Genomic DNA, 21,080 nt, shown 5'->3' with positions numbered 1-21,080 from the left:
ACCCAGCCCCGCCACACCCCCGTCCAGCCCCAGAAAGCCCCCATCCCGCCCCGTCACACCCCCATAACCCTCCACTCCGCACTCCCCAAGCCCCACCCGCACAGCCCCCGCCAGAGCCGCACCCAACGCCCCCGCAAGGCCCAGCGCACCCCGTTCCTTGTGGGCGAGGAGCGCCGCCCGCACCTCGTCCGCGTAAGGAGCTGCCGCGTACGTCGCCGGCAACCCCATCGGCTCGGGCATCGGTCGCACCCGGCTCGGTACGGCCCCGTTAAGGGCGGCACGGCACTCCGGGCAGAGCACCGTGCGAGGCCTGCCGCAGCCTCCGCACTCGGCCGGCAGCACCAGATCCGTGAGGTCCCGCCACCAGCCCGGCATGCCCACCACTGTGCCAACACCCCGACCGACCGGCCACCCCTGTGGACAACGGCCTGTGGACAACTCCGCGCAACCGTCAACGGCCGTCACCCACACGAGTGCAGGGCCACCCCGGAACACACGAACGGCCGCCTCCACCGAGCCTCAGCCCGACCGGAGACGGCCGCTTTCAGTCCGCCACCTCAATGCCCCGACGCGTCATTGCTCCGCCGCGCCGATGCGTCAACGCGTCACCCCGGATAGACCGGCGCCGACCCCGTCTTGACGACCTTCTGCCACTGCGCCCCGCTGGACAGCCGGACGATCCCGTCCTCCGAGTAGGCCACCAGCGGCAGCTTGTCGTCCTCGGACGCGGCGATCTCCTTCACCCCGGTCAGGGCCGCGGGCGCCGGGCCCTCCGGCGTGGAGCCGTCGACCTGGACGTACCGCATCTGCACCACGCCCTCGTGCTCACGCCCCACCACCACGAGCCGGCTGTCACCGGCCCACGACATGGCCGTGATCTCCTCCAGGTCCGGGGTGACGGACCGCAGTTCGAGGACCGAGATCACCGGTGTCTCCCCCGCCGCCCCGCTCCGCTGGATCCGCCCGACGAGCAGGGACCGCTTGCCGTTCTTCTCCACGACGAGCGCGATCCGCACCCCGTCGGCGGCCACCCGCACCGACTCGATACGGCCGTCCAGCCCCGGCATCTCCACCGCTATCGGCTGCCCCGCACCCTTCTGCAGCAGGAGCAGCCGCGGCTTCTTCGGGTCCCGGTCGGCCACCCAGAGGTCGCCCTGCGCGTCCCAGCTGGGAGCCGTCAGCCGGTCGTCCTCCGTCTTGCCCTGGCTGGTCAGCACGGGGTCGCCGAGCGAAGCACCGGACACCATCGACCCGACGTAGAGCGACTTCCCGTCGAGGCCGACCCCGGCCCCGGTCTCCTCGTCGCGCGACACCGCCACCGACCGCAGCTGCGTCTCGCCCTCGCCCAGCGCGCCCGGCACCGGATCGGCGTGCGCGCCGGCGCTGGACATCCGCACCACGCGGTGCTTGTCGTCGAGGAAGTACAGGTACGCGGGCCGGTTCACGGCACCGTGTGCCGCGAGGGTGTCCGCGTTGCCCTCGTTGTAGACGCACAACTGCGCGCCGTCGGCGGCCTGGAGCTCGACCTTGTCCACCGTGGGTGTCATGGTCCGGAGTGTGAAGAGGATCTGCGTGGCCATCTCGTCGCATCGGGCAGTCCCGACCCGCGAGGCCTTCTGGTTCAACGGGATCGTCAGCTTGTTCTGGTCGTCAGGCGTCAACGAGGTGACGCCCTTCCGCAACGCCGTCCCCGTAGGGAAGCTCGATCTGACCACGGGCCCGAGCCAACTGGTGGGCCCCTTCAGGAGCGACCGCACCATCTGCGTCATCGGGTCCACCCGCCGCCGTACGAACACGGGGTCGGCGACCGCGATCGGCTGGGAGCTCGTCCCGGCCGACGTGTTCGACGCGAAGTAGTACTTGTTGACCGACATGTAGTTGCGCTGGAAGTCCGACTCGCCCATGACGACGCCCTGCGGCAGGTCGTCGATACGCCACTGGCCGCTCTTCGCGTCCTTCGTCAGGTGTACGGCCTTGCTGTACTGCCCGTCCGCCGGCGCGTACGCCTGCTGGGAGTCCACTGTGGCGACCCGGTCGCCGGTCAGGGTGTACGTGAAGGTGCCGGTGTCCTCCCTGCCGACGGGGGGACGGACGGGCTCGGTGCTCGGCCCGTCGGCGAGCACCGTGGTGGACAGCTCCGGCTGCCAGTCCCGCGCGGCCTTCGCGGACAGGTACATGCGCGCCGTCTTGTAGTTCGGATCGTCGCTGGTCAGCGCCTCCAGGAAGCCCTGCACGATCTCCCCCTGCGACGCGTCCTCCCGGGGCGGCATCGCGAAAACGCGCACCTGGGTGTCCTGTCGGGGCGTCGACTCGACCCCCCGCAGATCCCCGCTGTCGGGCATCGAGGCGCACCCCGCCAGCACTACGACGCCCATCGCGACGTACGCCGCCGCGCGTGCCGGCCTCCGCCGGGCGCCCTCCGCGCGGTCAGCGCCCACGAGATGCCTCCCCCTGCTTGTTCGCGTCCTCCGGCACGGCGGCCGGGTCCGTACTGCCCGTGGCTTCGCTCCGGGCCGGTTCCGCGGACGACCGGTCCTCCTGCCGCCGGGTACCGCCGGTGGGCCGGGGCACCACGCGCGCGCCGTTGCCGGGCAGCGCCGTCGGGTCCGCCGTGGCGGTCGTGGCGCCCATCCTCGGGGCGATCGGGGTCCGCGCGGACATCGGCGATCCCTGGTCGCCCATCGGCTGCACCGGGACCGTCGCGCGCTTGTCACCGCCCCCGCTCGGCAGACCGGCGTCATTAAGTCCACGATTACGGCGTGAGTCCTTGGGCTCCAGGGGTATCGGCGAGCCCCGTAGCGGTTCGTCCGCGGTCCGCGGCAGCGTCAGCCGGAACTGCGAACCGCCGCCCGGCTCCCCCCACGCCTGCAGCCAGCCGCCGTGCAGCCGCGCGTCCTCCAGGGCGATGGACAGCCCCAGCCCCGTACCGCCGGTGGTACGCGCGCGTGCCGGGTCGGCCCGCCAGAAGCGGCTGAACACCCGGGTCGCTTCACCGGGCTTGAGCCCCACCCCGTAGTCGCGCACCGCGATGGCGACCGCCCCGCCCGCGGTGGCGAGCTTGACTATGACGTCCTTGCCGTCGCCGTGCTCCACGGCGTTGACGACGAGATTGCGCAGCACCCGCTCCACCCGCCGGGCATCCGCCTCGGCCACCACGGGCTGCTGGTCGCCGACGACGCGTATCTGCGTGCCCTTGCGCTCGGCGAGCGGCTCGGCGCCGCTGAGGACCCGCCGTACGACCTCTCTGAGGTCTATCGGCTCGGCCTCCAGGGCCGCCGCGCCCGCGTCGAAGCGGCTGATCTCCAGCAGGTCCGCGAGCAGCGTCTCGAACCGGTCCAGCTGGTCGGCCAGCAGTTCGGCCGACCGCGCGGTCATCGGATCGAAGTCCACGCGCGCGTCATGGATGACATCGGCCGCCATCCGTACGGTCGTCAGCGGCGTCCGCAGCTCGTGCGACACGTCGGAGACGAACCGCCGCTGCATCCGCGACAGGTCCTCCAGCTGCTGGATCTTCAGCTGGAGGTTCTGCGCCATCTTGTTGAAGGCCTCGCCGAGCCGCGCGATGTCATCCTCACCGGTGACCTTCATGCGCTCCTGTAGGCGCCCGGCGGACAGCCGCTCGGCGATCCCGGCTGCCATCCGGACCGGCGTGACGACCTGACGCACGACGAGCCAGGCGATGGCCCCCAGGAGGACGACAACGAAGAGCCCGGCCGTGGCAAGGGTCCCCTTGACCAGGCTGAGCGACTTCTCCTCCTGGGTGAGCGGGAAGAGGTAGTACAGCTGGTAGGGGTCGCCGTTCGGGTCGTTGACCTGCTTGCCCACGACCAGCGCCGGCTGGGACTCCTTGCCGTTGCTGTAGATGATGCGGGTGTAGCTCTGGGCCGCCGTCGTACGGTCGTTGACCCGCGCGCGCAGGTCCTCGGGCACGCTCGCGGACGGGTCGACGTACCCGGAGCCTCGCGGGCTGCGTCCGCTGCCGCTGTCCATGCCCGCGGGCAGTGTCACCACGTCGAAGGCGCCCTGGCCGCCGCTGGACAGCGACGACACGAGGTCGCTCATCCAGGAGATGACGTTCTGGGAGGAACCGTCGTCGGTCGTGGAACCGTCGGCGGCGGCACCGCTGCCCGCCTCGTCGGCCCGCTGCTTGGCCACGGCGAAACCGCCCGTGGCCTGGCTCTGCGAGGCCTTCACCTTGGCGTCCAGCAGGCCGTTGCGCACCTGGCCGATGACGACGAAGCCCAGCAGGAGGACGACGCCCAGGGACATCAGCAGGGTCGTGACGACGACCTTGAGCTGGATGTTGCGCCGCCACAGCCGCATGACCGGCAGCAGCGGCCTGCGCACCCAGCGCATGAACAGGCGGAGGACCGGGCTGCCCTGGACCCCGCCCTGCAGCAGCACGCCCTCCCACAGGCGTCCCCAGCGGGAGCCCGCCGCCGTCCGGCCGACAGGCCGCCCCGCACGAGCCCCGGACCCCCCGGGCGCCGAAGCGGCACTGTCCCTGGACATGTCAGCTCGGTCCCGCCTTGTAACCGACCCCGCGGACGGTCACCACGATCTCGGGCCGCTCCGGGTCCTTCTCGACCTTGGAACGCAGCCGCTGGACGTGCACGTTCACCAGCCGGGTGTCCGCCGCGTGCCGGTAGCCCCAGACCTGCTCCAGGAGCACCTCACGCGTGAACACCTGCCACGGCTTGCGGGCCAGCGCGACCAGCAGGTCGAACTCCAGCGGGGTCAGGGCGATCGACTGCCCGTCCCGCTTCACGGAGTGACCGGCCACGTCGATGACCAGATCGCCTATGGCGAGCTGCTCGGGCGCCGGCTCCTCCGACCTCCGCAGCCGCGCCCGGATCCGGGCGACCAGTTCCTTCGGCTTGAACGGCTTCACGATGTAGTCGTCAGCGCCGGACTCCAGGCCCACCACGACATCGACGGTGTCGCTCTTCGCCGTGAGCATCACGATCGGCACCCCGGACTCCGCCCTGATCAGGCGGCACACCTCGATACCGTCCCGTCCGGGCAGCATCAGGTCCAGGAGCACCAGGTCGGGCTTGCTCTCACGGAAAGCGGCCAGCGCCTTGTCGCCGTCGGCTACGAAAGACGGCTCAAAACCTTCACCACGCAACACAATGCCGAGCATCTCGGCCAGTGCGGTGTCGTCATCGACGACAAGGACTCGTCCCTTCATAAACGACATCATCCCATTCTCGTAACAGTGAAGGTGTTGCAGGTGAGCATGGTCACTGCCCCGTGACGATAGTCGTACCCGAGTGTCACTGTCTGCCCTCGTCCCTGCTCGTTGATGTCAGTGACGGATGTCAGGCTCCCCGCCGATGCTCTACCTACTCTCCCCTGCCCACCACTCGCCCCAGCTTCCATCCCGTCCGCCGTCGACCCACACACCGTGGAGCGGGCGTGGTTCCTGGCGTCCAGGTGGAGCGCGCCACTGTACGAACGACCTGGACGCCAGGGGCCGCGTCTGCTCGGCTCTGCCTGGGTCGATGGTGGTCGGGATGGAAGCACCCCACGCACACCCCTACGGGCCCGCAGCCGCGCACGGCGCCCCCTCCACCCCGGTGCCGGCTGATCCCCCGCCGGAGGCATGTTCTGGCCGTGGCTACTGCATGTCCAGGTCTCTACTCGGGGCCGTAACTTGCTGCGGCCCCAGGGCTTGGCCCCGGCGCCGCAGGCGCAGAGGGGCCGGAGCCCAGGGGCCAGCCCGCGCTTGCGCGGGCACTTGATGAGGTAGAGAAACCTGTAACAACTCAAACTTGTCGGCTTGGAGCATGAGGCGGTCGAGTGGGCTTCGGTGTCGCCGGCTGCCCTCGTGGATACGGTGGGTTCATGAGGCTTGCTTCTGCTGACGCCCGCGCAAGGTTTGCTACGTCGCCGGTCGCGCGTCTAGCGACCGTTGGCGCCGACAACGTTCCTCACCTTGTGCCGATCACGTTCGCGGTCAGCGATGACGCTGTGTACTTCGCGATTGATCACAAGCCCAAAAGCTCATGGAACCTTCGTCGGCTTCGGAACATTCGGGAGAACCCACGGGTCTCGGTTCTCGTCGATCACTACGCATCCGATTGGTCCACCCTCTGGTGGTCAAGGGGCGACGGCCGAGCGGAGGTCTGGGATAGCGGCGACGATCGCCTCAAGGCCGTTGAGCTGCTGCAAGACAAATACGAGCAGTACCGTGATCACCCTCCTGAAGGGCCCGTTGTGATCGTTCGTGTTGAGCACTGGAGCGGGTGGGCGTTCACTGAGTGACGCTGTCGGTGCGGTCGCGTAGGCTAGCTTGCATAGCCAAGTCGAGGTGACCTAAATGCCCGAGAAAGATCTTCCTACGTACAGGAGGATTGCGGACGAGCTTCGCGCATTGATTCTTTCCGGAGACCTGCCTCCGGGCGAGAAACTGCGCTCAGAGAATGAGCTCAAGGATCAGTACGACACGACGCGCGTCACGGTACGCAAGGCCCTGGCACTGCTCAAAGCCGACGGCTTGCTGATCAGCGAACAGGGGCGCGGAGTGTTCGTTCGCCCCCGCCCGAACGTCCAGATGCTCACCACGGGGGCGAACTTCAGGGAGCGTCGACAGACAGGCGTCAGCAACTTCAACGCCGAAGCTGCCGCCCAAGGCCTCCGCCCCGAGCAGCGAATCCTGGAGGTTCGGACGCTGCCAGCTCCCCCCGAAATCGCGTCACGACTCGGGGTGGAAGAGGGCACATCTGTCATCGTCCGCCGGCGCGCGTTCTTCGTGAACGACGCACCGATGCAGCTCGTTGACGGGTACTACCCCGCCGCACTGTTCGGCGGCACGGAGGTTGAAGAGCCGCGCCGGATCCGTGGCGGGGTGAGTCGGCTGATCGAAGATCCCCAGGGGCCGGTGAAGCAGCGGATCGTCCAGTTCGTCGAAGACCTTGAGATCGGCATGCCGAGTCCGGCCGAGATCGACGCGCTGAGCATCCCGCCGGGCGTACCGCTGGCTCGCGTCTTCCGGACCGCACACACCGCCGCAGGTCAGGTGGTCGAAGTGCTCGATTCGCGCGTCCCGTGTGATCGACACGTCTTCCGGTACGTGATCGACGTGCCCTGACGCATCGGCCTGCGTGGATCTCACCTAGAGGGCCTTCGGGTCCTCTTTTTTTAACTACCCACTTGCATATCCAAGTTGAGGGTCCTACGGTGATGACACAGCTTGGATATACAAGCTGCCGGGAGCGAAGAGGCTTGGACTCTTCCGCCGTACAAGGGAGTGACGTATGCCGTCGTTCAAGATTGACGTTTCGACCGCCATGGTGTTCGTGGCGACTGCGCCCGAGCCGAAGGTGAAGAACTTCGCGACCGGTGAGCGGGCCGTGAACCAGGAAGGTCGGGCCATGTCGACCGTGGGTCTGCTGGTCTCGGACGAGGGGGAGGGCAACCTCCTGAAGGTCTCGATCCCCGAGGACGGCTACCCGGAGGGTCTCGCGCCGGGCATGCCGGTTCAGGTCCACGGCCTGAAGGCGCGTGACTGGGACAACGTGATCAAGGGTGAGAAGCGTTCGGGCATCGCGTTCAGCGCGGTCGCGGTCACCCCGCTGGGGGCCTGATCATGGCCGACGCGACGATGTGGCTGGAGACCACGGGCGCCATAGCGGCTGCCGGTGGTGTCGGCTACGCGAAGTACCGCGCTCCTCGCGCGTACTGGTCGCTGGTCGGTCTGCCCGCCACGTGGGGCCGCTTCACGGTGACGTACCGCTCGACGATGGACGTGTGCGGGTTGACGGTCCAGCCGTCCGGCCTGCGGGCGTTCATGGCACGCAACGTCGCCCGCCGGCAGGTGCAGCCGGTTCCGCCGAAGATCCGCCGCGTGCGGGGGACCATGACCGGACTGCGGGTGACCCTGCGTCTTCCGGCGGGCCTGGAGCCTGCCGACGTGATCGCCTCCACGGAGCGGCTGCGGCATGCCTGGGGTGTGCACGCGGTGCGGGTGGCGGTGACGAAGCCGGGGTTCGTGGAACTGCGGATGACCGGCTACGACGTGTTGCGCCGGGTGCGGATGCCGCGCAAGACACAGCCTCACGGCCTGGTGGTGCCGGTGGCGCTGCGGGATGACGGGACCGTGTTCGAGCGGGACTACCGCAAGGTCCCCATGGCGCTGACCCTGGGCGCGAACAACTCGGGGAAGTCCACGTATCAGCGCAACCTGATCAAGGGCCTGGCTCAACTGCCGGTGGCGCTGGTGGGCATGGACTGCAAGCGCGGGGTGGAACAGTCCGTGTTCGCGCCGCGTCTGTCGGCCCTCGCGACCAACCCGGACGATGCCGCCTCGCTGGCGGATGTGCTGGTCACGGAGATGGAAGACCGCTTCGATCTGCTGCACCTGTACGGCGCCTCGGACGTCTGGCAACTGCCCGCAGACCTGCGGCCGGCACCGATCGTGGTGCTGGTCGACGAGATCGCCGAACTCTTCCTGATCTCCCGCAAGGAGGATGAGGACCGCCGCACGCGGATCGTCACGGCGTTGATCCGGCTGGCGCAGATGGCCCGTTCGGTAGGCATCTACTTGGAGATCTGCGGGCAGCGCTTCGGCTCCGACCTGGGCAAGGGCGCGACCATGCTGCGCGCTCAGCTCACCGGGCGGGTCGTGCACCGGGTCAACGACAAGGAAACGGCCGAGATGGGGCTGAAGGACGTCGCCCCGACCGCCGTGCCGGCAGCCTGCGTGATCCCTGCGAGCCGCGCTGGTACCGCCGTCGCCACCGATGCGGATGGCGGCTGGTCTCTGATCCGCACACCCGAGATCTCCCGCGAGGAAGTCGCCGCCGTCTGCCGGGACTTCGACCACCTGGTGCCCGACCTTCCGTTCCTTCGGCCCTTCGCCCCCGCCGCGTCCTCGCCCCTCGTCGGCACCCCGTTGCTGATCAAGCCCTAACCCCCCTCTGCTCCATCGGTTGGCGCGACCGCTTCGCGCCAGGTCCCTACCCCCGCCATGCCGAAAACCGGAAGGAGCGCAGCTCATGCCCGCATCCGACACCGCCGCCCGCGAGACCGACGCGAAGGACTGCCCGGTCTGCCACGGCACCGGAGAGGTCTCCCGCACCGTCCAGGTCGGCCGCAAGCGCCGCGCGGTCGGCAAGCAAACCGGCTTCTGCCTCAACTGCCTGGGCAGTGGCGAAGCCCCCGCCGAATGACCTGTCGGGGTCGGGCGGCTGGAGTTCGCTTCCCCGCCCGCTCCTGGCCCAACTCTCCTGAAGGGAGGTGCCGTTCATGGCCCGCTCGGTCCGTCTGGACGCAGTCCTGATCCAAGCCGTCATCGCCGGCGCCCTCTCGTTCGCCCATCTGCACGACCTGGCGGAAGCGGCTCACCAGTCCGGTTGGAAGGCCTGGGCCTACCCGGTCTCGGTCGACCTGCTGATGGTCGCCGCCTGGCGCCGACTGCGGACGGCTCGCCGCGACCGCGCTGCCTGGACCTGGTTCGTGATCGCCCTGTCCGCCTCGCTCGGTGCGAACGTCGCCACCGCCGGACTCCTCGACCTCGAACACGTTCCTGCTTGGTTGCGCATCCTCGTCGCCGGCTGGCCCGCCCTCGCGTTCCTGGGCGGAACCCTCCTGGTCCACTCGCCTACCGCTGCGCTCGTTCCCGCACAGCCTGTGGACGAAGTGACCGCGCCGGAAGTCGAGATGCACCGTGCCGACGAGCCTGCCCCTGCGGTCGACCCGGCGCCGGAACTCACCGCCGCACCTGAACCGGCTACGGCCCCCGGGCCCGTGGTTCCGGTCGCGCTCCTCGACCACGCCCGGAAGATCGCCGAAGCCCACCAGGCCTCGACCGGATCGCCGATGCCGGCCGACGTCCTGTCGACCCGGCTCCAACTGCCCGCACCGATGACCGCAGCGATCGCCGCGCAACTCCAACTCACCTGAAATGAAAGGAAGTTGACCCGTGAGCGCACAGCACCGCTTCCGCCACGTGATCCGTGTCGGACCCGTCCAGGTCGCCACCTACAACGACGACCGGGGTCGCGAGAAGCACGCGACGGCCTGCACGGCGCCGGACTGCGGGTTCTCCAGCGACTACCACGACCGTGCCGCCGCCGAACTCGCCGCCCACACCCACCGCTGCCAGGCCTGAAAGGGAGATCACGTCATGGCTGTTCCGCTCTGGTTCGCCCTGCTCGTCGTCGGATGGCTCGGCATCAAGCTCATCCGCCCGCCCGTGTGGCTGGTGATCGTGCTCCTGCTCGGTGGCTACCTCATCGCCGGCAGCGTCCTCGCCCCCGCCATCGCCACCGTCCTCAAGTAACCCGACCCGAAGGGAGATCAACCGTGTTCACCCCGAAGTACCCGCCGCAGGACACCGCCCCCGCCCCGGCCCCGGTCGTCTACGTGCCGACCGCCGGCGCCCCGGTACCCGCCCCGCAGGCCCCGGCTCCCGTCGCCCCGGTCTCGAACCGTCCGACCGTGCAGCTCACCCCGGGCAGCGCGCTCGCCCTCGCGGCCGGCGGCGGCGCCGTGGTCCTCGTCGTCGGCGCGGTCCTGGTCTCGCTGCTGCTCGCGGTCGCCATCACGGGCATGTCCGTCGCCGTGGTCGCGGTCGTCCTGCGCTCGCTGCTGAAGGACCTCAACAACCAGCGTTAACCGGCCCCCGGAGCGGCCTCGGTCGCCAAACTTCCGCCGCTCCGGGCGCCTCACCCATTCCTGATCCAACGGACCCGAAAGGGACGCCCCAATCATGCACCAGCACGCCCCGAACACGCCCCTCTGCCCGGACTGCGACGGCTTCGCCACCGCCGCCATCACCACCGGCACCCGCCACCACGACGGCACCCGCGTCACCCTCCGCGTCATCTGCAAGGCCTGCAAGGGCACCGGTCACACCGTCCCCGCCGCCGCCCTCGTCCGCGCCGGGAGGTGACCGCCATGTTCCGCAAGCTTCCCGCTGACCTCAGGCCCACCGAGGAAGAGCCCGGCCTGCGCGTCCGTGGCGGTACCCAGTACACCCGCTCGCAGGGCGACTACGTATGCGGCGGCTGCGGTGCTGAGGACCACGCCAACGGCGACACCGACGTCAAGGCGCTGGTCGAGGACTACAGCGCCCACCACGGCACCGCTCACCGGAAGGAGCGGTGATCGCGTGACTGACACCGCCACCTTGGCGGGTCTCGACCCGGCCACCCTCGGCGACGTGCTGAGGGTGGCCGGTTCGGCTGACTTCGACCGCTGGCAAGACCAGATCCGCCGCACCGGAGGCTGCTCCGACCCGATCCGCCTCGCCGGCGCCACGAAGACCATCGACCCGACCACGAAGACCGTGCTGTACGCCTACACGACCGAGAACGAGCCCGGCGGCATGCTCCGGATCGCGTGCGGTAACCGCCGTGCCTCGCGCTGCCCGGCCTGCGCCTGGACGTACGCGGGGGACACCTACCACCTCATCCGCGCCGGGCTCGTCGGAGACCCCGCCAAGGGCACCCCGCACACGATTCGCGACCACCCCCGCGTCTTCGCCACCCTCACCGCGCCCTCGTTCGGGCCGGTCCACAACCGCCCCGGCAATCGGCCCTGCCGCTGCGGGCAACGCCATGGTGAGGACGCGCCCGAACTCGGGACCCCGCTCGACCCGGACACGTATGACTACGCGGGAGCGGTGCTGTGGAACAACCACGCCTCCGACCTGTGGCGCTACTTCACGATCTACCTGCGCCGCGAGATCGCCAAGCGGGCCGGCCTCACCCAGAAGGACGCCCGCGAACAATCCCGGGTCGCCTTCGGCAAGGTCGCCGAATACCAAAAGCGCGGTGCCGTCCACTTCCACGCCGTGATCCGCTTCGACGGGCCGGACGGGCCCGACAGCCCCCCGCCAGCCTGGGCCACCCTCGACCTGCTCGACGAGGCGATCCGTGCCGCTGCCGCCCGCGTCGCAGTCGACGTCGACCCGGCCCGGTACCAGCCGGACCCCGACCAGCCCGCCCGCACGGAGCCGGCCCGCACGCTGAGCTGGGGCACTCAGCTCGACGTGCAGCCGATCGGCGCCTTCGGCCACGGCGAAGAGATCACCGAACAGGCGGTCGCCTCCTACGTCGCCAAGTACGCCACCAAAGCAGCGGAGACCACGGGCACGGTCGACCGCCGGATCGGCAACAAGGAAGCCCTCGTGCTGCTCGGCGTGCCCGACCACCCCCGCCGGCTCATTGAGGCCTGCCTCGACCTGCACGCTCTCTACCCGGACCGCAAGCTCCGGGACTGGGCTCACATGCTCGGCTTCCGGGGCCACTTCTCGACCAAGTCCCGCAGCTACTCGACCACCTTGGGCGCCCTGCGACAGGTCCGCGCCGACTACCGCGCAGCCCAACACCGCGAAGCCCTCGGCCTGCCCGACCCCGACGACAACCCGGAGGCAACCACGCTCACCCTTGCGCACTGGACCTACGCAGGCCACGGCTACACCCCCGGCGAATCCTGGCTCGCCGCCAACATCCGCCGGGACATCCAACTCAACCGCGAGACCGCACGCGAGGAACTACCCGCCCTGCTCGCCCTGGAAGGAGTGGCCGCATGACCACCGCAGCGCCAGAGCTGTTGACCGTGCCGGAGGTCATGGCGCGGCTGAAGTACAGCCGCTCGAAGGTCTACGACCTGATCCGCGCGAAGCGGCTGGCCTCGTTCAAGGAGGGGCACTGCCGCCGTGTTCCCGAAAGTGCGCTTCAGGACTACATCCGCGCACGGCTTGATGAGGTGAACTGATGCCTCGTCAGCGCAAGCGCAACCCCAACGGTTCGGGCACGGTCACCAAGCGGGCTGATGGCCGGTACCAGGCAGCGGTGTACGTCCCTCAGCCAGACGGCACGACGAAACGGAAGTACGCGTACGGCAAGACGTACGACGAGTGCGATCAGAAGCGGCGTGAGCTGCTCGACCGTGCCTCCGGCGGTATCCCCACCCCGACGCGGGACATGACGTTGGGTCAGTGGTTCGACTACTGGCTTGAGGTGATCGTGAAGCCCAATCTCTCGGCGGGGAGCTACCGCACGTACGAAACTGCGGTGCGCAACCATCTGCGTCCGCGTCTGGGCTCCAAGGTCATGCTGAAGCTGGGCATCAAGGAACTGCGCGGCGCCGTACAGCGGCTCGCGGAGGACAAGGGAGCCAAGACCGCGAAGCACTGTCTCCGGGTGCTCTCAGCGGCGCTGACGGCCGCGATGCTGGAGGACATCGGGCTCACGAGGAACGTGGCCAAGCTCGTACACGTACGGGCGACTACGGATAGCGGGAAGAGCTGGGATGCCGTGACGGTGCTTCGCTTCCTCGCTGCGGCTCGGCGGCTGAGCGAGTACTACCCGGCGTTCCTGCTCATGTGCCTACTCGGGCTGCGGCGTGCCGAGTTGTGCGGACTCCGGTGGGAGAACATCGACCTGGACAACCGGGTTCTCTGGGTGGAACAACAGCGGCAGCGTACGAGCGCCGGCACTATCGACGTGGAACTCAAGACCGACACCTCGAAGGCTCCGTTGCCGCTGCCGGCACAGTGCATCGCGCCGTTGCGCTGGACTCGGATGCGTACCGCGTGGCTGCACGAAAGGGCGATCAGCAAGGGGCGCCCTTGGTACGAGGATCCAGAGAAGCACGTGTTCATCACCCGTACCGGTCGCCCGCTCCTGGCAGCGTCGCTTTACCTGATCATGCAACGCATCCTCAGGCTTGCCGATCTCGGGAAGATGAGCCCTAAGGGGCTCCGCAAGTCCTGCGGCACGCTCCTGGTACACCTCCGGGTGCACCCGAGGATCATCAAGGCGGTCTTGCGGCACAGCCGGATCGCGACGACGCTCGACATCTACGCTGAGGCACTCGACCCCGACGTGGTCGAGGCGGTAGGCCAGCTCAACAGGCTGCTGCAACAGCCGGCGCGCATCCGCCAGTTGGAGGCCAACCGGCCGGATTCCGAAGTCTGTTGATGTAGTCGTTGGATGTCACGGCCCCTCGGCCTGCGAATCGGCGCAGGTGGAGGGGCCGTTGTCGTCGATCAACGCGACATCATCCCATTAACTAAATCGTTACCTGTCGTGACCTGTCACACAGCTCTGCCAGCGCCTCCGCCGTCACGGGCGAAACAGCGCCTTCTTCGGTGACGATCGCCGTCACCAGCTCGGGAGGCGTCACGTCGAACGCCGGGTTGTACGCCTGCGTCCCCAGCGGTGCCACCGGAATCCCGCCTCCCGCTCCCGACACCGTCACTTGGGGTGACGTGATCTCCGTCACTTCGAAGCCGGGGCGCTGCTCCACCTCGATGGACGCCCCGTCCGGCGTGTCCATATCCACCGTCGTCACCGGCGCCACCACGATGAACGGCACATGGTGGTACCGGGCGAGCACGGCGAGCGGATAGCTCCCCACCTTGTTCGCCACCGAACCGTCGGCGGCGATCCGGTCCGCCCCGATCAGTACCGCGTCCACCTCCCCGGCCGCGAACAAAGAGCCCGCCGCGTTGTCCGTGAGCAAGGTGTACGCCATTCCGTTGCGTGCCGCCTCATACGCCGTCAGGCGAGCACCTTGCAGCAACGGACGCGTTTCGTCCACCCACAGCCGCCTCAGCCGCCCGTCCCGGTGCGCCGCGAGCGCCACCGCGAAGGCCGTGCCCTCACCGCCCGACACCAGCGCCCCGGTGTTGCAGTGGGTCAGAATCCGGTGCCCGCCGCCGGGCAGCAGCTCGTCCAGCAGGGCCAGCCCGTGCGCGGCCATCCGCGCGCTGGCCTCGGCGTCCTCCCGGTGCAACCGCCTGGCCGCCGCCAACGCGGCCGCGGCCGCCCGCTCGGCACCGCCTCCCTCGGCGAGCGCGGCCCGGTGCGCGGCCTGGGCCCTGCGTACGCCGACGGAGAGGTTCACCGCGGTGGGCCGGGCGCCCGCCAGCGCGATCGCGGCCTCGTCCACGTCGAAGCCCCTCGCGGCGGCGAGCGCGACGCCGTACGCCCCCGCGATGCCGAGCAGCGGTGCCCCGCGCACCGCCAACGAACGGATCGCGTCCACCAGCGCGGACGCGTCCGTGCACACCAGCTCGACCTCCTCGGCCGGCAGTCTCGTCTGGTCGAGAAGGACCAGCACAGGGCCCTCGGGGGGTTCGTCCCAACGGATCGCGGGTATCTCGGTCGACCGGCCGTCCTCGCCGGATTGCACGTACTGATCAGCCATGCGGTCAGTCTGCCCCGTATCCGGCGGACAATTGAAGGTGTGCAGCCCATACCGCGGCCGGTCACCGCTCGACCACCCCATGGCACGATGGCTGCCAACCTGCCGCCGCGCCCGCGGACGGGCACCGTGAAGGAGCGACGATGAACGACACTCCGGGCTGGGCCTCGCCCGGATCCGCCCCGCCCGACGGGCCCGAGCCCGGCGCGTCCGGTACCGCCGAGCCGACCGACGGCCCCGGCCCTGCCCAGCCCGCGGACCAGCAGGGCACGGACCCGTCGGGCCCCGGCCCGCAGTGGTCCAAGGAGCAGCCGCCACCCGCCCAGTGGTCCGCGCCCACCGGCGCCCCCGGCCAGGGCCAGGCACCCCCGCCCCCACCGCCGGGCCCGGGCTGGGGCGGCGGCCACCCCGGCGGCCCGGCCGGCCCCGGAGGCCCTGGGGGATACGGCGGCTACGGAGGGTACGGCGGTCCCGGCGGCAACGGCGCTCCCGGCGGCTGGGGAACCGGCTGGGGCGGCCCCCCGCCCGCGGCCAAGCCCGGTGTCATCCCGCTCCGCCCGCTCGGCGTGGGCGAGATCCTCGACGGCGCCGTCTCCACCATGCGCACCTACTGGCGCACGGTCCTGGGCGTCTCGCTCAGCGTCGCCGTCGTCATGCAGACCATCGTCGTCCTCGTCCAGGGCTTCGCCTTCAACGACCTCGCCAGCACCAACGCCCTCGACGACCCGAACGCCAGCGCCTCCGAAGTCACCCGCGCCATGAGCGAGGCCTTCCTCAGCACCGGCGTCGTCTACCTGGTCGTCCTCATCGGCACCGTCGTCGCCACCGCCCTGCTCACCTCGGTCACCAGCCGTGCCGTGCTCGGCAAGCCGGTCACCGCCGGAGAGGCCTGGCGCGACGCCCGCCCCCAGGTGCTCAAGCTGTTCGGCCTGATCTGCCTGCTGATCCTCATGGCCGTCGTCCTGATCGGCGTCCCCACCGTGCCCGGCATCATCGTGGCCGTCACCGGGTCGCAGGACGGGGGCATCGCCCTCGCCGTCCTCGGTGGCCTCGCCGGCTGCGTCGTCACCCTGTGGCTGGCGATCCGCTTCTCCCTGGCTTCGCCCGCACTCATGCTCGAGAAGCAGGGCATCATCAAGTCGATGACCCGCTCCGCGAAGCTGGTGCGCGGCTCCTGGTGGCGCATCTTCGGCATCCAGCTGCTCGCCCAGATCATCGCGAGCATCCTGTCGTCCATCCTCGTCATCCCGTTCGCCTTCATCGCCGGCCTGTTCAGCGGCGACGGCATCAGCGGCCTCGTCGACGGCACCGGCGGCCTCGGCTGGACGTTCCTCATCATCAGCGGCCTCGGCTCGGTGATCGGCCGCATGATCGCGTTCCCGATCACGGCGGGCGTCACCGTGCTCCTGTACATCGACCAGCGCATCCGCCGCGAGGCCCTCGACCTCGACCTGGCCCGCGCCGCGGGCGTCCAGGACCAGGGCACCGCCGCCCCCGGCCCCACTCCGGGGAGCTGATGCGGTGAGCCTGGCGGGGGGAGTTCTCACAGCGGTACCCACGGCGCTGCCGCGTGCCGCCGAATCGGCCGCGGGGGCACTGCTACGCGCCCACGGCACAGTCGTACGGTCATCAGCCCTCTCGGGCGACGAGCCGCCGGTGACGATCCCGCGCGACCCCGCGCGGGAGGCGGCCCGGCGTGAACTGTCCAAGCAGATGTACCACGAGAACGATCCCAGCCTGGTGCAGCGGGCCCTGGACGCCGTCTCGCACTGGATCGACAAACTGTTCAGCAGGGCGTCGGAAGCGGCCCCCGGCGGCACGCTCGGCCTGGTCGTCGTCATCCTTGCCGTCGTCGCGGTCGGGGCAGCCTTGTGGTGGCGCCTCGGCACCCCCCGCCGCCAACCCGTCTCCGCCGCCGCCCTGTTCGAGGACGGCCCTCGCAGCGCCGCCGAACACCGCGCGGCCGCCGAGGCACACGCAGCCCAGGGACACTGGAACCCCGCCGTGCAGGAACGCATGCGTGCCATCGTCCGCGCCCTGGAGGAGCGGGCCCTGCTCGACGCCCGCCCCGGCCGCACAGCCGACGAAGCCGTCGCGGAAGCCGGCCGCGCCCTGCCCTCGCACACCGTCGAACTCCGCGCCGCCGCCGCGCACTTCGACGACGTGACGTACGGCGGACGCGGCGCGAGCGAGCAGTCATACCGCCGCATCGCCGAACTCGACCGCGACCTGGAGCGCACCAAGCCCGTCCTCACGAGCAGCGCCCACAGCACGGCCCACCAGACCAGCCAGGGGGCCGCCGAATGACCGCGGAGGCCACGCTTCCCGCCACCTCGGCCTCGCCGACCGCCCGCCAGGTGTGGACCCGCGCGCGGGGCATCCTCCTCGCGCTCGTGATCCTCCTGGCCGCCGCCGTCGCGATCGCCGCGGTCCGCTCCGACGAACGGCACGGCGACCTCGACCCGCGCTCCGCCGACCCCTACGGCAGCCGCGCCGTCGCCGAACTCCTCGGCGACCGAGGCGTGTCCACGCGCGTGGTCACCACCCTCGCGCAGGCCCGCGCCGCGGCCGGCCCGGACACCACCCTCCTGGTCGCCGTCCCCGACCTGCTGACCGAGCGTCAGCAGTCCGCCCTGCACACGGCGTTCGCCGACTCCGGCAGCCGTACGGTCCTCGTGGCCCCCGGTCCCGCGTCCCTGCCCCGACTCGCCCCCGAGGTCACCGCGGACGCCGGAACCAGTTTCGACACCCTGCTGTCCCCCGGCTGCTCCCTGCCCGCCGCCCAGCGCGCGGGCGACGCGGAGACCGGCGACTACCGGTACACGACCACCGCTGCCGACGCCGACGAGTGCTACCCCAACGACGGCCGGCCGACTCTGCTCCGGCTGTCGGACGCCTCCGGGAGCGGCGACACCGTCGTCATCGGCTCCCCCGACATCCTCTTCAACAAGCGTCTCGACAAGCAGGGCAACGCCTCGCTCGCCCTCCAACTCCTCGGCTCCCGCCCTCATCTGGTCTGGTACCTCCCCTCGCTGTCCGACACCTCGGCCACCGACTCCGGCAGCCAGAGCTTCTTCGACCTGCTCCCCTCGGGCTGGCTCTGGGGCACCCTGCAACTGTTCATCGCCGCAGCCGTGGCCGCCCTGTGGCGGGCACGCCGACTGGGCCCCCTGGTGCCCGAGAAACTCCCCGTGGCGATCCGCGCCTCCGAGACCGTCGAAGGCCGCGCCCGTCTCTACCGCAAGGCAAACGCCCGCGACCGCGCGGCCAACGCCCTGCGCTCCACCACCCGCACCCGTCTCGCCCCCCTCGTAGGCGTCCCCGTCTCCCAGGCGCACGCGCCCGAAGCCCTGCTCCCCGCGCTCTCCGCCCACCTCCACGGCGACGGACAGACCCTGCACGCCCTCCTCTTCGGCCCGCCGCCCAGCGACGACGCGGCCCTCATCGCACTTGCCGACCAACTCGACGCCCTCGAAAGAGAGGTACGCCGTTCATGATGGACCCGACCACTGACAACGCCGGGACCACGGGGAATCCGGACGCCGCCCGGGCCTCCCTCGAATCCCTGCGAGCCGAGATCGCCAAAGCCGTGGTCGGCCAGGACCCCGCCGTGACCGGCCTCGTCGTCGCCCTCCTCTGCCGCGGACACGTTCTCCTAGAAGGAGTCCCTGGGGTCGCCAAAACGTTGCTCGTCCGCGCCCTCGCATCCGCGCTCGAACTCGACACCAAGCGCATCCAGTTCACCCCGGACCTGATGCCGAGCGACGTCACCGGCTCCCTGGTCTACGACACCCGCTCCGCCGAGTTCCGCTTCCAGCCCGGCCCGGTCTTCACCAACCTGCTCCTCGCGGACGAGATCAACCGCACCCCTCCGAAGACCCAGTCGTCCCTCCTGGAGGCCATGGAGGAACGCCAGGTCACGGTCGACGGCACCCCGCGCCCGCTCCCCGACCCGTTCCTGGTCGCCGCGACGCAGAACCCCGTCGAGTACGAGGGCACGTATCCCCTCCCCGAGGCCCAACTCGACCGCTTCCTCCTCAAACTGACGATCCCTCTCCCCTCCCGCCAGGACGAGATCGACGTCCTCACCCGCCACGCCGAGGGCTTCAACCCGCGCGACCTGCACGCCGCCGGCCTGCGCCCCGTCGCCGGCCCGGCCGACCTCGAAGCAGCCCGCGCGGCCGTCGCCAAGACGACGATCTCCCCCGAAATCACCGCCTACGTAGTCGACATCTGCCGCGCCACCCGCGAATCGCCGTCCCTCACCCTCGGTGTGTCCCCGCGCGGCGCCACCGCCCTCCTGGCCACCTCGCGCGCGTGGGCGTGGCTCACGGGCCGCGACTACGTCATCCCGGACGACGTGAAGGCCCTCGCGCTCCCCACCCTCCGCCACCGCGTACAACTGCGCCCCGAGGCCGAGATGGAGGGCGTGACAGCGGACTCCGTGATCAACGCGATCCTCGCCCACGTCCCGGTCCCCCGCTGATGGCCCTCACCGGACGCGCCGCCCTCCTCGCAGCCCTGGGCTCCCTCCCCGTAGGCATCTGGGAACCCAGCTGGACGGGCATCCTCGCCGTCAACGCCCCCCTGGCGGTGGCCTGCGCCTGCGACTTCGCCCTGGCCGCCCCGGTCCGCCACCTGAGCCTCACCCGCTCGGGCGACACCTCCGTACGCCTGGGCGAAACCGCCGACGTCACCCTGACGGTCACCAACCCGTCCCGCCGCCCACTCCGCGCCCGCATCCGCGACGCCTGGCCCCCCAGCAGTTGGCTCCCCGGCACCGAATTCGACGCCTCCCGCCACCGCCTGACGGTCCCACCCGGCGAACGCCGCCGCCTCACCACCCGCCTACGCCCCACCCGCCGCGGCGACCGCCACGCAGACCGAGTGACAATCCGTTCCTACGGCCCCCTCGGCCTCCTCACCCGCCAGGGCACCCACACGGTCCCCTGGGCGGTCCGCGTCCTGCCCCCGTTCACCAGCCGCAAGCACCTCCCGTCAAAGCTCGCCCGCCTGCGCGAACTCGACGGCCGCACCAGCGTCCTGACCCGCGGCGAAGGCACGGAGTTCGACAGCCTGCGCGAATACGTCCCCGGTGACGACACCCGCTCCATCGACTGGCGCGCCACCGCCCGCCAAACGACGGTCGCGGTACGCACCTGGCGCCCCGAACGAGACCGCCACATCCTCCTGGTCCTCGACACCGGCCGCACCTCAGCCGGCCGCGTCGGCGACGCCCCCCGCCTCGACGCCTCCATGGACGCCGCCCTGCTCCTCGCAGCCTTGGCGTCCCGCGCCGGCGACCGCGTGGACCTCCTCGCCTACGACCGCCGGGTCCGCGCCCTCGTCCAGGGCCGCACGGCCCGTGACGTACTCCCGTCACTGGTCAACGCGATGGCAACACTCGAGCCCGAACTCGTCGAAACAGACGCCCGAGCCCTGGCAGCCACCGCGATTCGCACGGCCCCCCGCCGCTCCCTGATCGTCCTGCTGACAAGCCTCGACACGGCCCCGGTCGAAGAGGGCCTGCTCCCCGTCCTCACCCAACTCACCCAGCGCCATACGGTTCTGGTGGCTTCCGTGGCAGACCCGCACATCGCCCGCATGGCCACGGCCCGTGGAAACACAGAGGCGGTCTACGAGGCGGCGGCCGCGGCACGCGCCCAGACCGAACGCGACCGCACCGCGGAAAAACTCCGCCGAGCCGGCGTCACCATCGTCGACGCGACACCGGACGATCTCGCGCCGGCACTCGCGGACGCATATCTGGCTCTCAAAAGCGCAGGCCGTCTGTAAGACAGCGGGCCCTGCAGGGCCCTTAAACGCAGAAAACCCCCGTACCGAATTAACGGTACGGGGGTTTTCGCAATATTTGTTCGGCGGCGTCCTACTCTCCCACAGGGTCCCCCCTGCAGTAC

Annotated in this window: 23 protein-coding genes and 1 pseudogene; 19 read left to right on the top strand and 5 right to left on the bottom strand. The window is 70.3% G+C overall.

Annotation, left to right across the window (positions count from 1 at the left end; genetic code table 11):
- The 4 genes and pseudogenes from OO69_RS46610 to mtrA form a co-directional block, all read right to left on the bottom strand.
- Positions 1 to 375: pseudogene (locus OO69_RS46610) on the bottom strand (ComF family protein); the annotation flags it as partial.
- Positions 376 to 605: 230 nt separating this feature from the next.
- Entirely contained in the window at positions 606 to 2,438 is a 1,833-nt protein-coding gene (locus OO69_RS46605; RefSeq protein ID WP_033287111.1) for an LpqB family beta-propeller domain-containing protein, read from the bottom strand.
- Complete coding sequence (gene mtrB / locus OO69_RS46600; RefSeq protein ID WP_078652899.1) at positions 2,428 to 4,512, bottom strand: MtrAB system histidine kinase MtrB; 2,085 nt, start codon at positions 4,510 to 4,512, stop codon at positions 2,428 to 2,430. Before mtrB ends, OO69_RS46605 begins: the two co-directional genes overlap by 11 nt.
- A gap of 1 nt (position 4,513) precedes the next feature.
- Positions 4,514 to 5,203, bottom strand: a complete 690-nt coding sequence (gene mtrA / locus OO69_RS46595) for a two-component system response regulator MtrA (RefSeq protein ID WP_187284748.1) — start codon at positions 5,201 to 5,203, stop codon at positions 4,514 to 4,516.
- Positions 5,204 to 5,847: 644 nt separating this feature from the next.
- Between mtrA and OO69_RS51065 the strand changes: the two genes are divergently transcribed.
- From OO69_RS51065 to OO69_RS46540, 14 genes are all read left to right on the top strand, one after another.
- Positions 5,848 to 6,267, top strand: a complete 420-nt coding sequence (locus OO69_RS51065) for a TIGR03668 family PPOX class F420-dependent oxidoreductase (RefSeq protein ID WP_078652898.1) — start codon at positions 5,848 to 5,850, stop codon at positions 6,265 to 6,267.
- Positions 6,268 to 6,322: 55 nt separating this feature from the next.
- Positions 6,323 to 7,093, top strand: a complete 771-nt coding sequence (locus OO69_RS46590; protein ID WP_033287110.1) for a GntR family transcriptional regulator — start codon at positions 6,323 to 6,325, stop codon at positions 7,091 to 7,093.
- A 166-nt stretch (positions 7,094 to 7,259) separates the two neighbouring features.
- The gene (locus tag OO69_RS46585; protein ID WP_033287109.1) at positions 7,260 to 7,589 is read left to right on the top strand and encodes a hypothetical protein; all 330 of its coding nucleotides are present in this window, start codon (positions 7,260 to 7,262) and stop codon (positions 7,587 to 7,589) included.
- Positions 7,590 to 7,591: 2 nt separating this feature from the next.
- On the top strand, positions 7,592 to 8,914 hold the full coding sequence (locus OO69_RS46580) for an FtsK/SpoIIIE domain-containing protein (RefSeq protein ID WP_033287108.1): 1,323 nt from the start codon (positions 7,592 to 7,594) through the stop codon (positions 8,912 to 8,914).
- Between the two features lie 85 nt (positions 8,915 to 8,999).
- A complete protein-coding gene (locus tag OO69_RS52775; protein ID WP_199811168.1) occupies positions 9,000 to 9,173 on the top strand; it encodes a hypothetical protein in 174 nt (57 codons plus the stop codon).
- Positions 9,174 to 9,249: 76 nt separating this feature from the next.
- A complete protein-coding gene (locus tag OO69_RS46575) occupies positions 9,250 to 9,906 on the top strand; it encodes a DUF2637 domain-containing protein (RefSeq protein ID WP_033287107.1) in 657 nt (218 codons plus the stop codon).
- Between the two features lie 19 nt (positions 9,907 to 9,925).
- Positions 9,926 to 10,114: a mobile element transfer protein gene (locus OO69_RS46570; RefSeq protein WP_033287106.1), complete on the top strand. Its 189-nt coding sequence runs from the start codon at positions 9,926 to 9,928 to the stop codon at positions 10,112 to 10,114.
- Between the two features lie 15 nt (positions 10,115 to 10,129).
- The gene (locus OO69_RS52770) at positions 10,130 to 10,285 is read left to right on the top strand and encodes a hypothetical protein (protein WP_199811167.1); all 156 of its coding nucleotides are present in this window, start codon (positions 10,130 to 10,132) and stop codon (positions 10,283 to 10,285) included.
- Between the two features lie 23 nt (positions 10,286 to 10,308).
- On the top strand, positions 10,309 to 10,620 hold the full coding sequence (locus OO69_RS46565; RefSeq protein WP_033287105.1) for a hypothetical protein: 312 nt from the start codon (positions 10,309 to 10,311) through the stop codon (positions 10,618 to 10,620).
- Positions 10,621 to 10,714: 94 nt separating this feature from the next.
- Positions 10,715 to 10,897: a hypothetical protein gene (locus tag OO69_RS46560; RefSeq protein WP_033287104.1), complete on the top strand. Its 183-nt coding sequence runs from the start codon at positions 10,715 to 10,717 to the stop codon at positions 10,895 to 10,897.
- Positions 10,898 to 10,902: 5 nt separating this feature from the next.
- Positions 10,903 to 11,112 (top strand): hypothetical protein, encoded by a 210-nt coding sequence (locus OO69_RS46555; protein ID WP_033287103.1) that lies wholly within the window; start codon positions 10,903 to 10,905, stop codon positions 11,110 to 11,112.
- 4 nt (positions 11,113 to 11,116) lie between these two features.
- Positions 11,117 to 12,541: a replication initiator protein RepSA gene (gene repSA, locus OO69_RS46550; protein ID WP_033287102.1), complete on the top strand. Its 1,425-nt coding sequence runs from the start codon at positions 11,117 to 11,119 to the stop codon at positions 12,539 to 12,541.
- A complete protein-coding gene (locus OO69_RS46545) occupies positions 12,538 to 12,726 on the top strand; it encodes a helix-turn-helix domain-containing protein (protein WP_033287101.1) in 189 nt (62 codons plus the stop codon). Before repSA ends, OO69_RS46545 begins: the two co-directional genes overlap by 4 nt.
- Entirely contained in the window at positions 12,726 to 13,934 is a 1,209-nt protein-coding gene (locus OO69_RS46540) for a tyrosine-type recombinase/integrase (RefSeq protein ID WP_033287100.1), read from the top strand. The genes OO69_RS46545 and OO69_RS46540 overlap by 1 nt, the downstream gene beginning before the upstream one ends.
- Positions 13,935 to 14,025: 91 nt before the next feature.
- Here the strand turns inward: OO69_RS46540 and mtnA are convergent, their stop codons facing one another.
- Positions 14,026 to 15,165 carry an S-methyl-5-thioribose-1-phosphate isomerase gene (gene mtnA / locus OO69_RS46535; protein WP_033287099.1) on the bottom strand — a complete coding sequence of 380 codons (1,140 nt, stop codon included), beginning with the start codon at positions 15,163 to 15,165 and terminating at the stop codon, positions 14,026 to 14,028.
- A 140-nt stretch (positions 15,166 to 15,305) separates the two neighbouring features.
- On the opposite strand from mtnA, the gene OO69_RS46530 reads away from it, so the two are divergent.
- The 5 genes from OO69_RS46530 to OO69_RS46510 are packed head-to-tail and all read left to right on the top strand — an operon-like array spanning position 15,306 to position 20,958.
- A complete protein-coding gene (locus OO69_RS46530) occupies positions 15,306 to 16,679 on the top strand; it encodes a DUF7544 domain-containing protein (RefSeq protein WP_033287098.1) in 1,374 nt (457 codons plus the stop codon).
- A 4-nt stretch (positions 16,680 to 16,683) separates the two neighbouring features.
- Entirely contained in the window at positions 16,684 to 17,469 is a 786-nt protein-coding gene (locus OO69_RS46525) for a DUF4129 domain-containing protein (RefSeq protein ID WP_078652897.1), read from the top strand.
- Positions 17,466 to 18,659 carry a DUF4350 domain-containing protein gene (locus OO69_RS46520; protein ID WP_033287097.1) on the top strand — a complete coding sequence of 398 codons (1,194 nt, stop codon included), beginning with the start codon at positions 17,466 to 17,468 and terminating at the stop codon, positions 18,657 to 18,659. The genes OO69_RS46525 and OO69_RS46520 overlap by 4 nt, the downstream gene beginning before the upstream one ends.
- Positions 18,659 to 19,648 carry an AAA family ATPase gene (locus OO69_RS46515; RefSeq protein WP_106971240.1) on the top strand — a complete coding sequence of 330 codons (990 nt, stop codon included), beginning with the start codon at positions 18,659 to 18,661 and terminating at the stop codon, positions 19,646 to 19,648. The genes OO69_RS46520 and OO69_RS46515 overlap by 1 nt, the downstream gene beginning before the upstream one ends.
- Positions 19,648 to 20,958: a DUF58 domain-containing protein gene (locus tag OO69_RS46510; RefSeq protein ID WP_033287095.1), complete on the top strand. Its 1,311-nt coding sequence runs from the start codon at positions 19,648 to 19,650 to the stop codon at positions 20,956 to 20,958. The genes OO69_RS46515 and OO69_RS46510 overlap by 1 nt, the downstream gene beginning before the upstream one ends.
- The last annotated feature ends 122 nt before the right edge of the window (positions 20,959 to 21,080 follow it).

Source organism: Streptomyces sp. NRRL F-525 (assembly GCF_000716605.1).
In the GTDB taxonomy this organism is placed as follows: Bacteria; Actinomycetota; Actinomycetes; order Streptomycetales; family Streptomycetaceae; genus Streptomyces.
Note: the sequence above shows the minus strand (reverse complement) of the source record. Positions and strands in the feature narration are given on the sequence as shown.

Bases quoted from the DNA above. Each gene is read 5' to 3' on its own strand.
- OO69_RS46515 (WP_106971240.1), top strand. From the start codon at position 18,659: ATGGACCCGACCACTGACAACGCCGGGACCACGGGGAATCCGGACGCC.
- OO69_RS51065 (WP_078652898.1), top strand. From the start codon at position 5,848: ATGAGGCTTGCTTCTGCTGACGCCCGCGCAAGGTTTGCTACGTCGCCG.
- OO69_RS46520 (WP_033287097.1), top strand. From the start codon at position 17,466: ATGACCGCGGAGGCCACGCTTCCCGCCACCTCGGCCTCGCCGACCGCC.
- OO69_RS46575 (WP_033287107.1), top strand. From the start codon at position 9,250: ATGGCCCGCTCGGTCCGTCTGGACGCAGTCCTGATCCAAGCCGTCATC.
- mtrA (WP_187284748.1), bottom strand. From the start codon at position 5,203: ATGATGTCGTTTATGAAGGGACGAGTCCTTGTCGTCGATGACGACACC.
- OO69_RS46560 (WP_033287104.1), top strand. From the start codon at position 10,715: ATGCACCAGCACGCCCCGAACACGCCCCTCTGCCCGGACTGCGACGGC.
- OO69_RS46580 (WP_033287108.1), top strand. From the start codon at position 7,592: ATGGCCGACGCGACGATGTGGCTGGAGACCACGGGCGCCATAGCGGCT.
- OO69_RS46545 (WP_033287101.1), top strand. From the start codon at position 12,538: ATGACCACCGCAGCGCCAGAGCTGTTGACCGTGCCGGAGGTCATGGCG.
- OO69_RS46540 (WP_033287100.1), top strand. From the start codon at position 12,726: ATGCCTCGTCAGCGCAAGCGCAACCCCAACGGTTCGGGCACGGTCACC.
- OO69_RS46555 (WP_033287103.1), top strand. From the start codon at position 10,903: ATGTTCCGCAAGCTTCCCGCTGACCTCAGGCCCACCGAGGAAGAGCCC.
- OO69_RS46590 (WP_033287110.1), top strand. From the start codon at position 6,323: ATGCCCGAGAAAGATCTTCCTACGTACAGGAGGATTGCGGACGAGCTT.
- OO69_RS46510 (WP_033287095.1), top strand. From the start codon at position 19,648: ATGGCCCTCACCGGACGCGCCGCCCTCCTCGCAGCCCTGGGCTCCCTC.
- OO69_RS46530 (WP_033287098.1), top strand. From the start codon at position 15,306: ATGAACGACACTCCGGGCTGGGCCTCGCCCGGATCCGCCCCGCCCGAC.
- OO69_RS46585 (WP_033287109.1), top strand. From the start codon at position 7,260: ATGCCGTCGTTCAAGATTGACGTTTCGACCGCCATGGTGTTCGTGGCG.
- OO69_RS52775 (WP_199811168.1), top strand. From the start codon at position 9,000: ATGCCCGCATCCGACACCGCCGCCCGCGAGACCGACGCGAAGGACTGC.
- OO69_RS52770 (WP_199811167.1), top strand. From the start codon at position 10,130: ATGGCTGTTCCGCTCTGGTTCGCCCTGCTCGTCGTCGGATGGCTCGGC.
- mtrB (WP_078652899.1), bottom strand. From the start codon at position 4,512: ATGTCCAGGGACAGTGCCGCTTCGGCGCCCGGGGGGTCCGGGGCTCGT.
- mtnA (WP_033287099.1), bottom strand. From the start codon at position 15,165: ATGGCTGATCAGTACGTGCAATCCGGCGAGGACGGCCGGTCGACCGAG.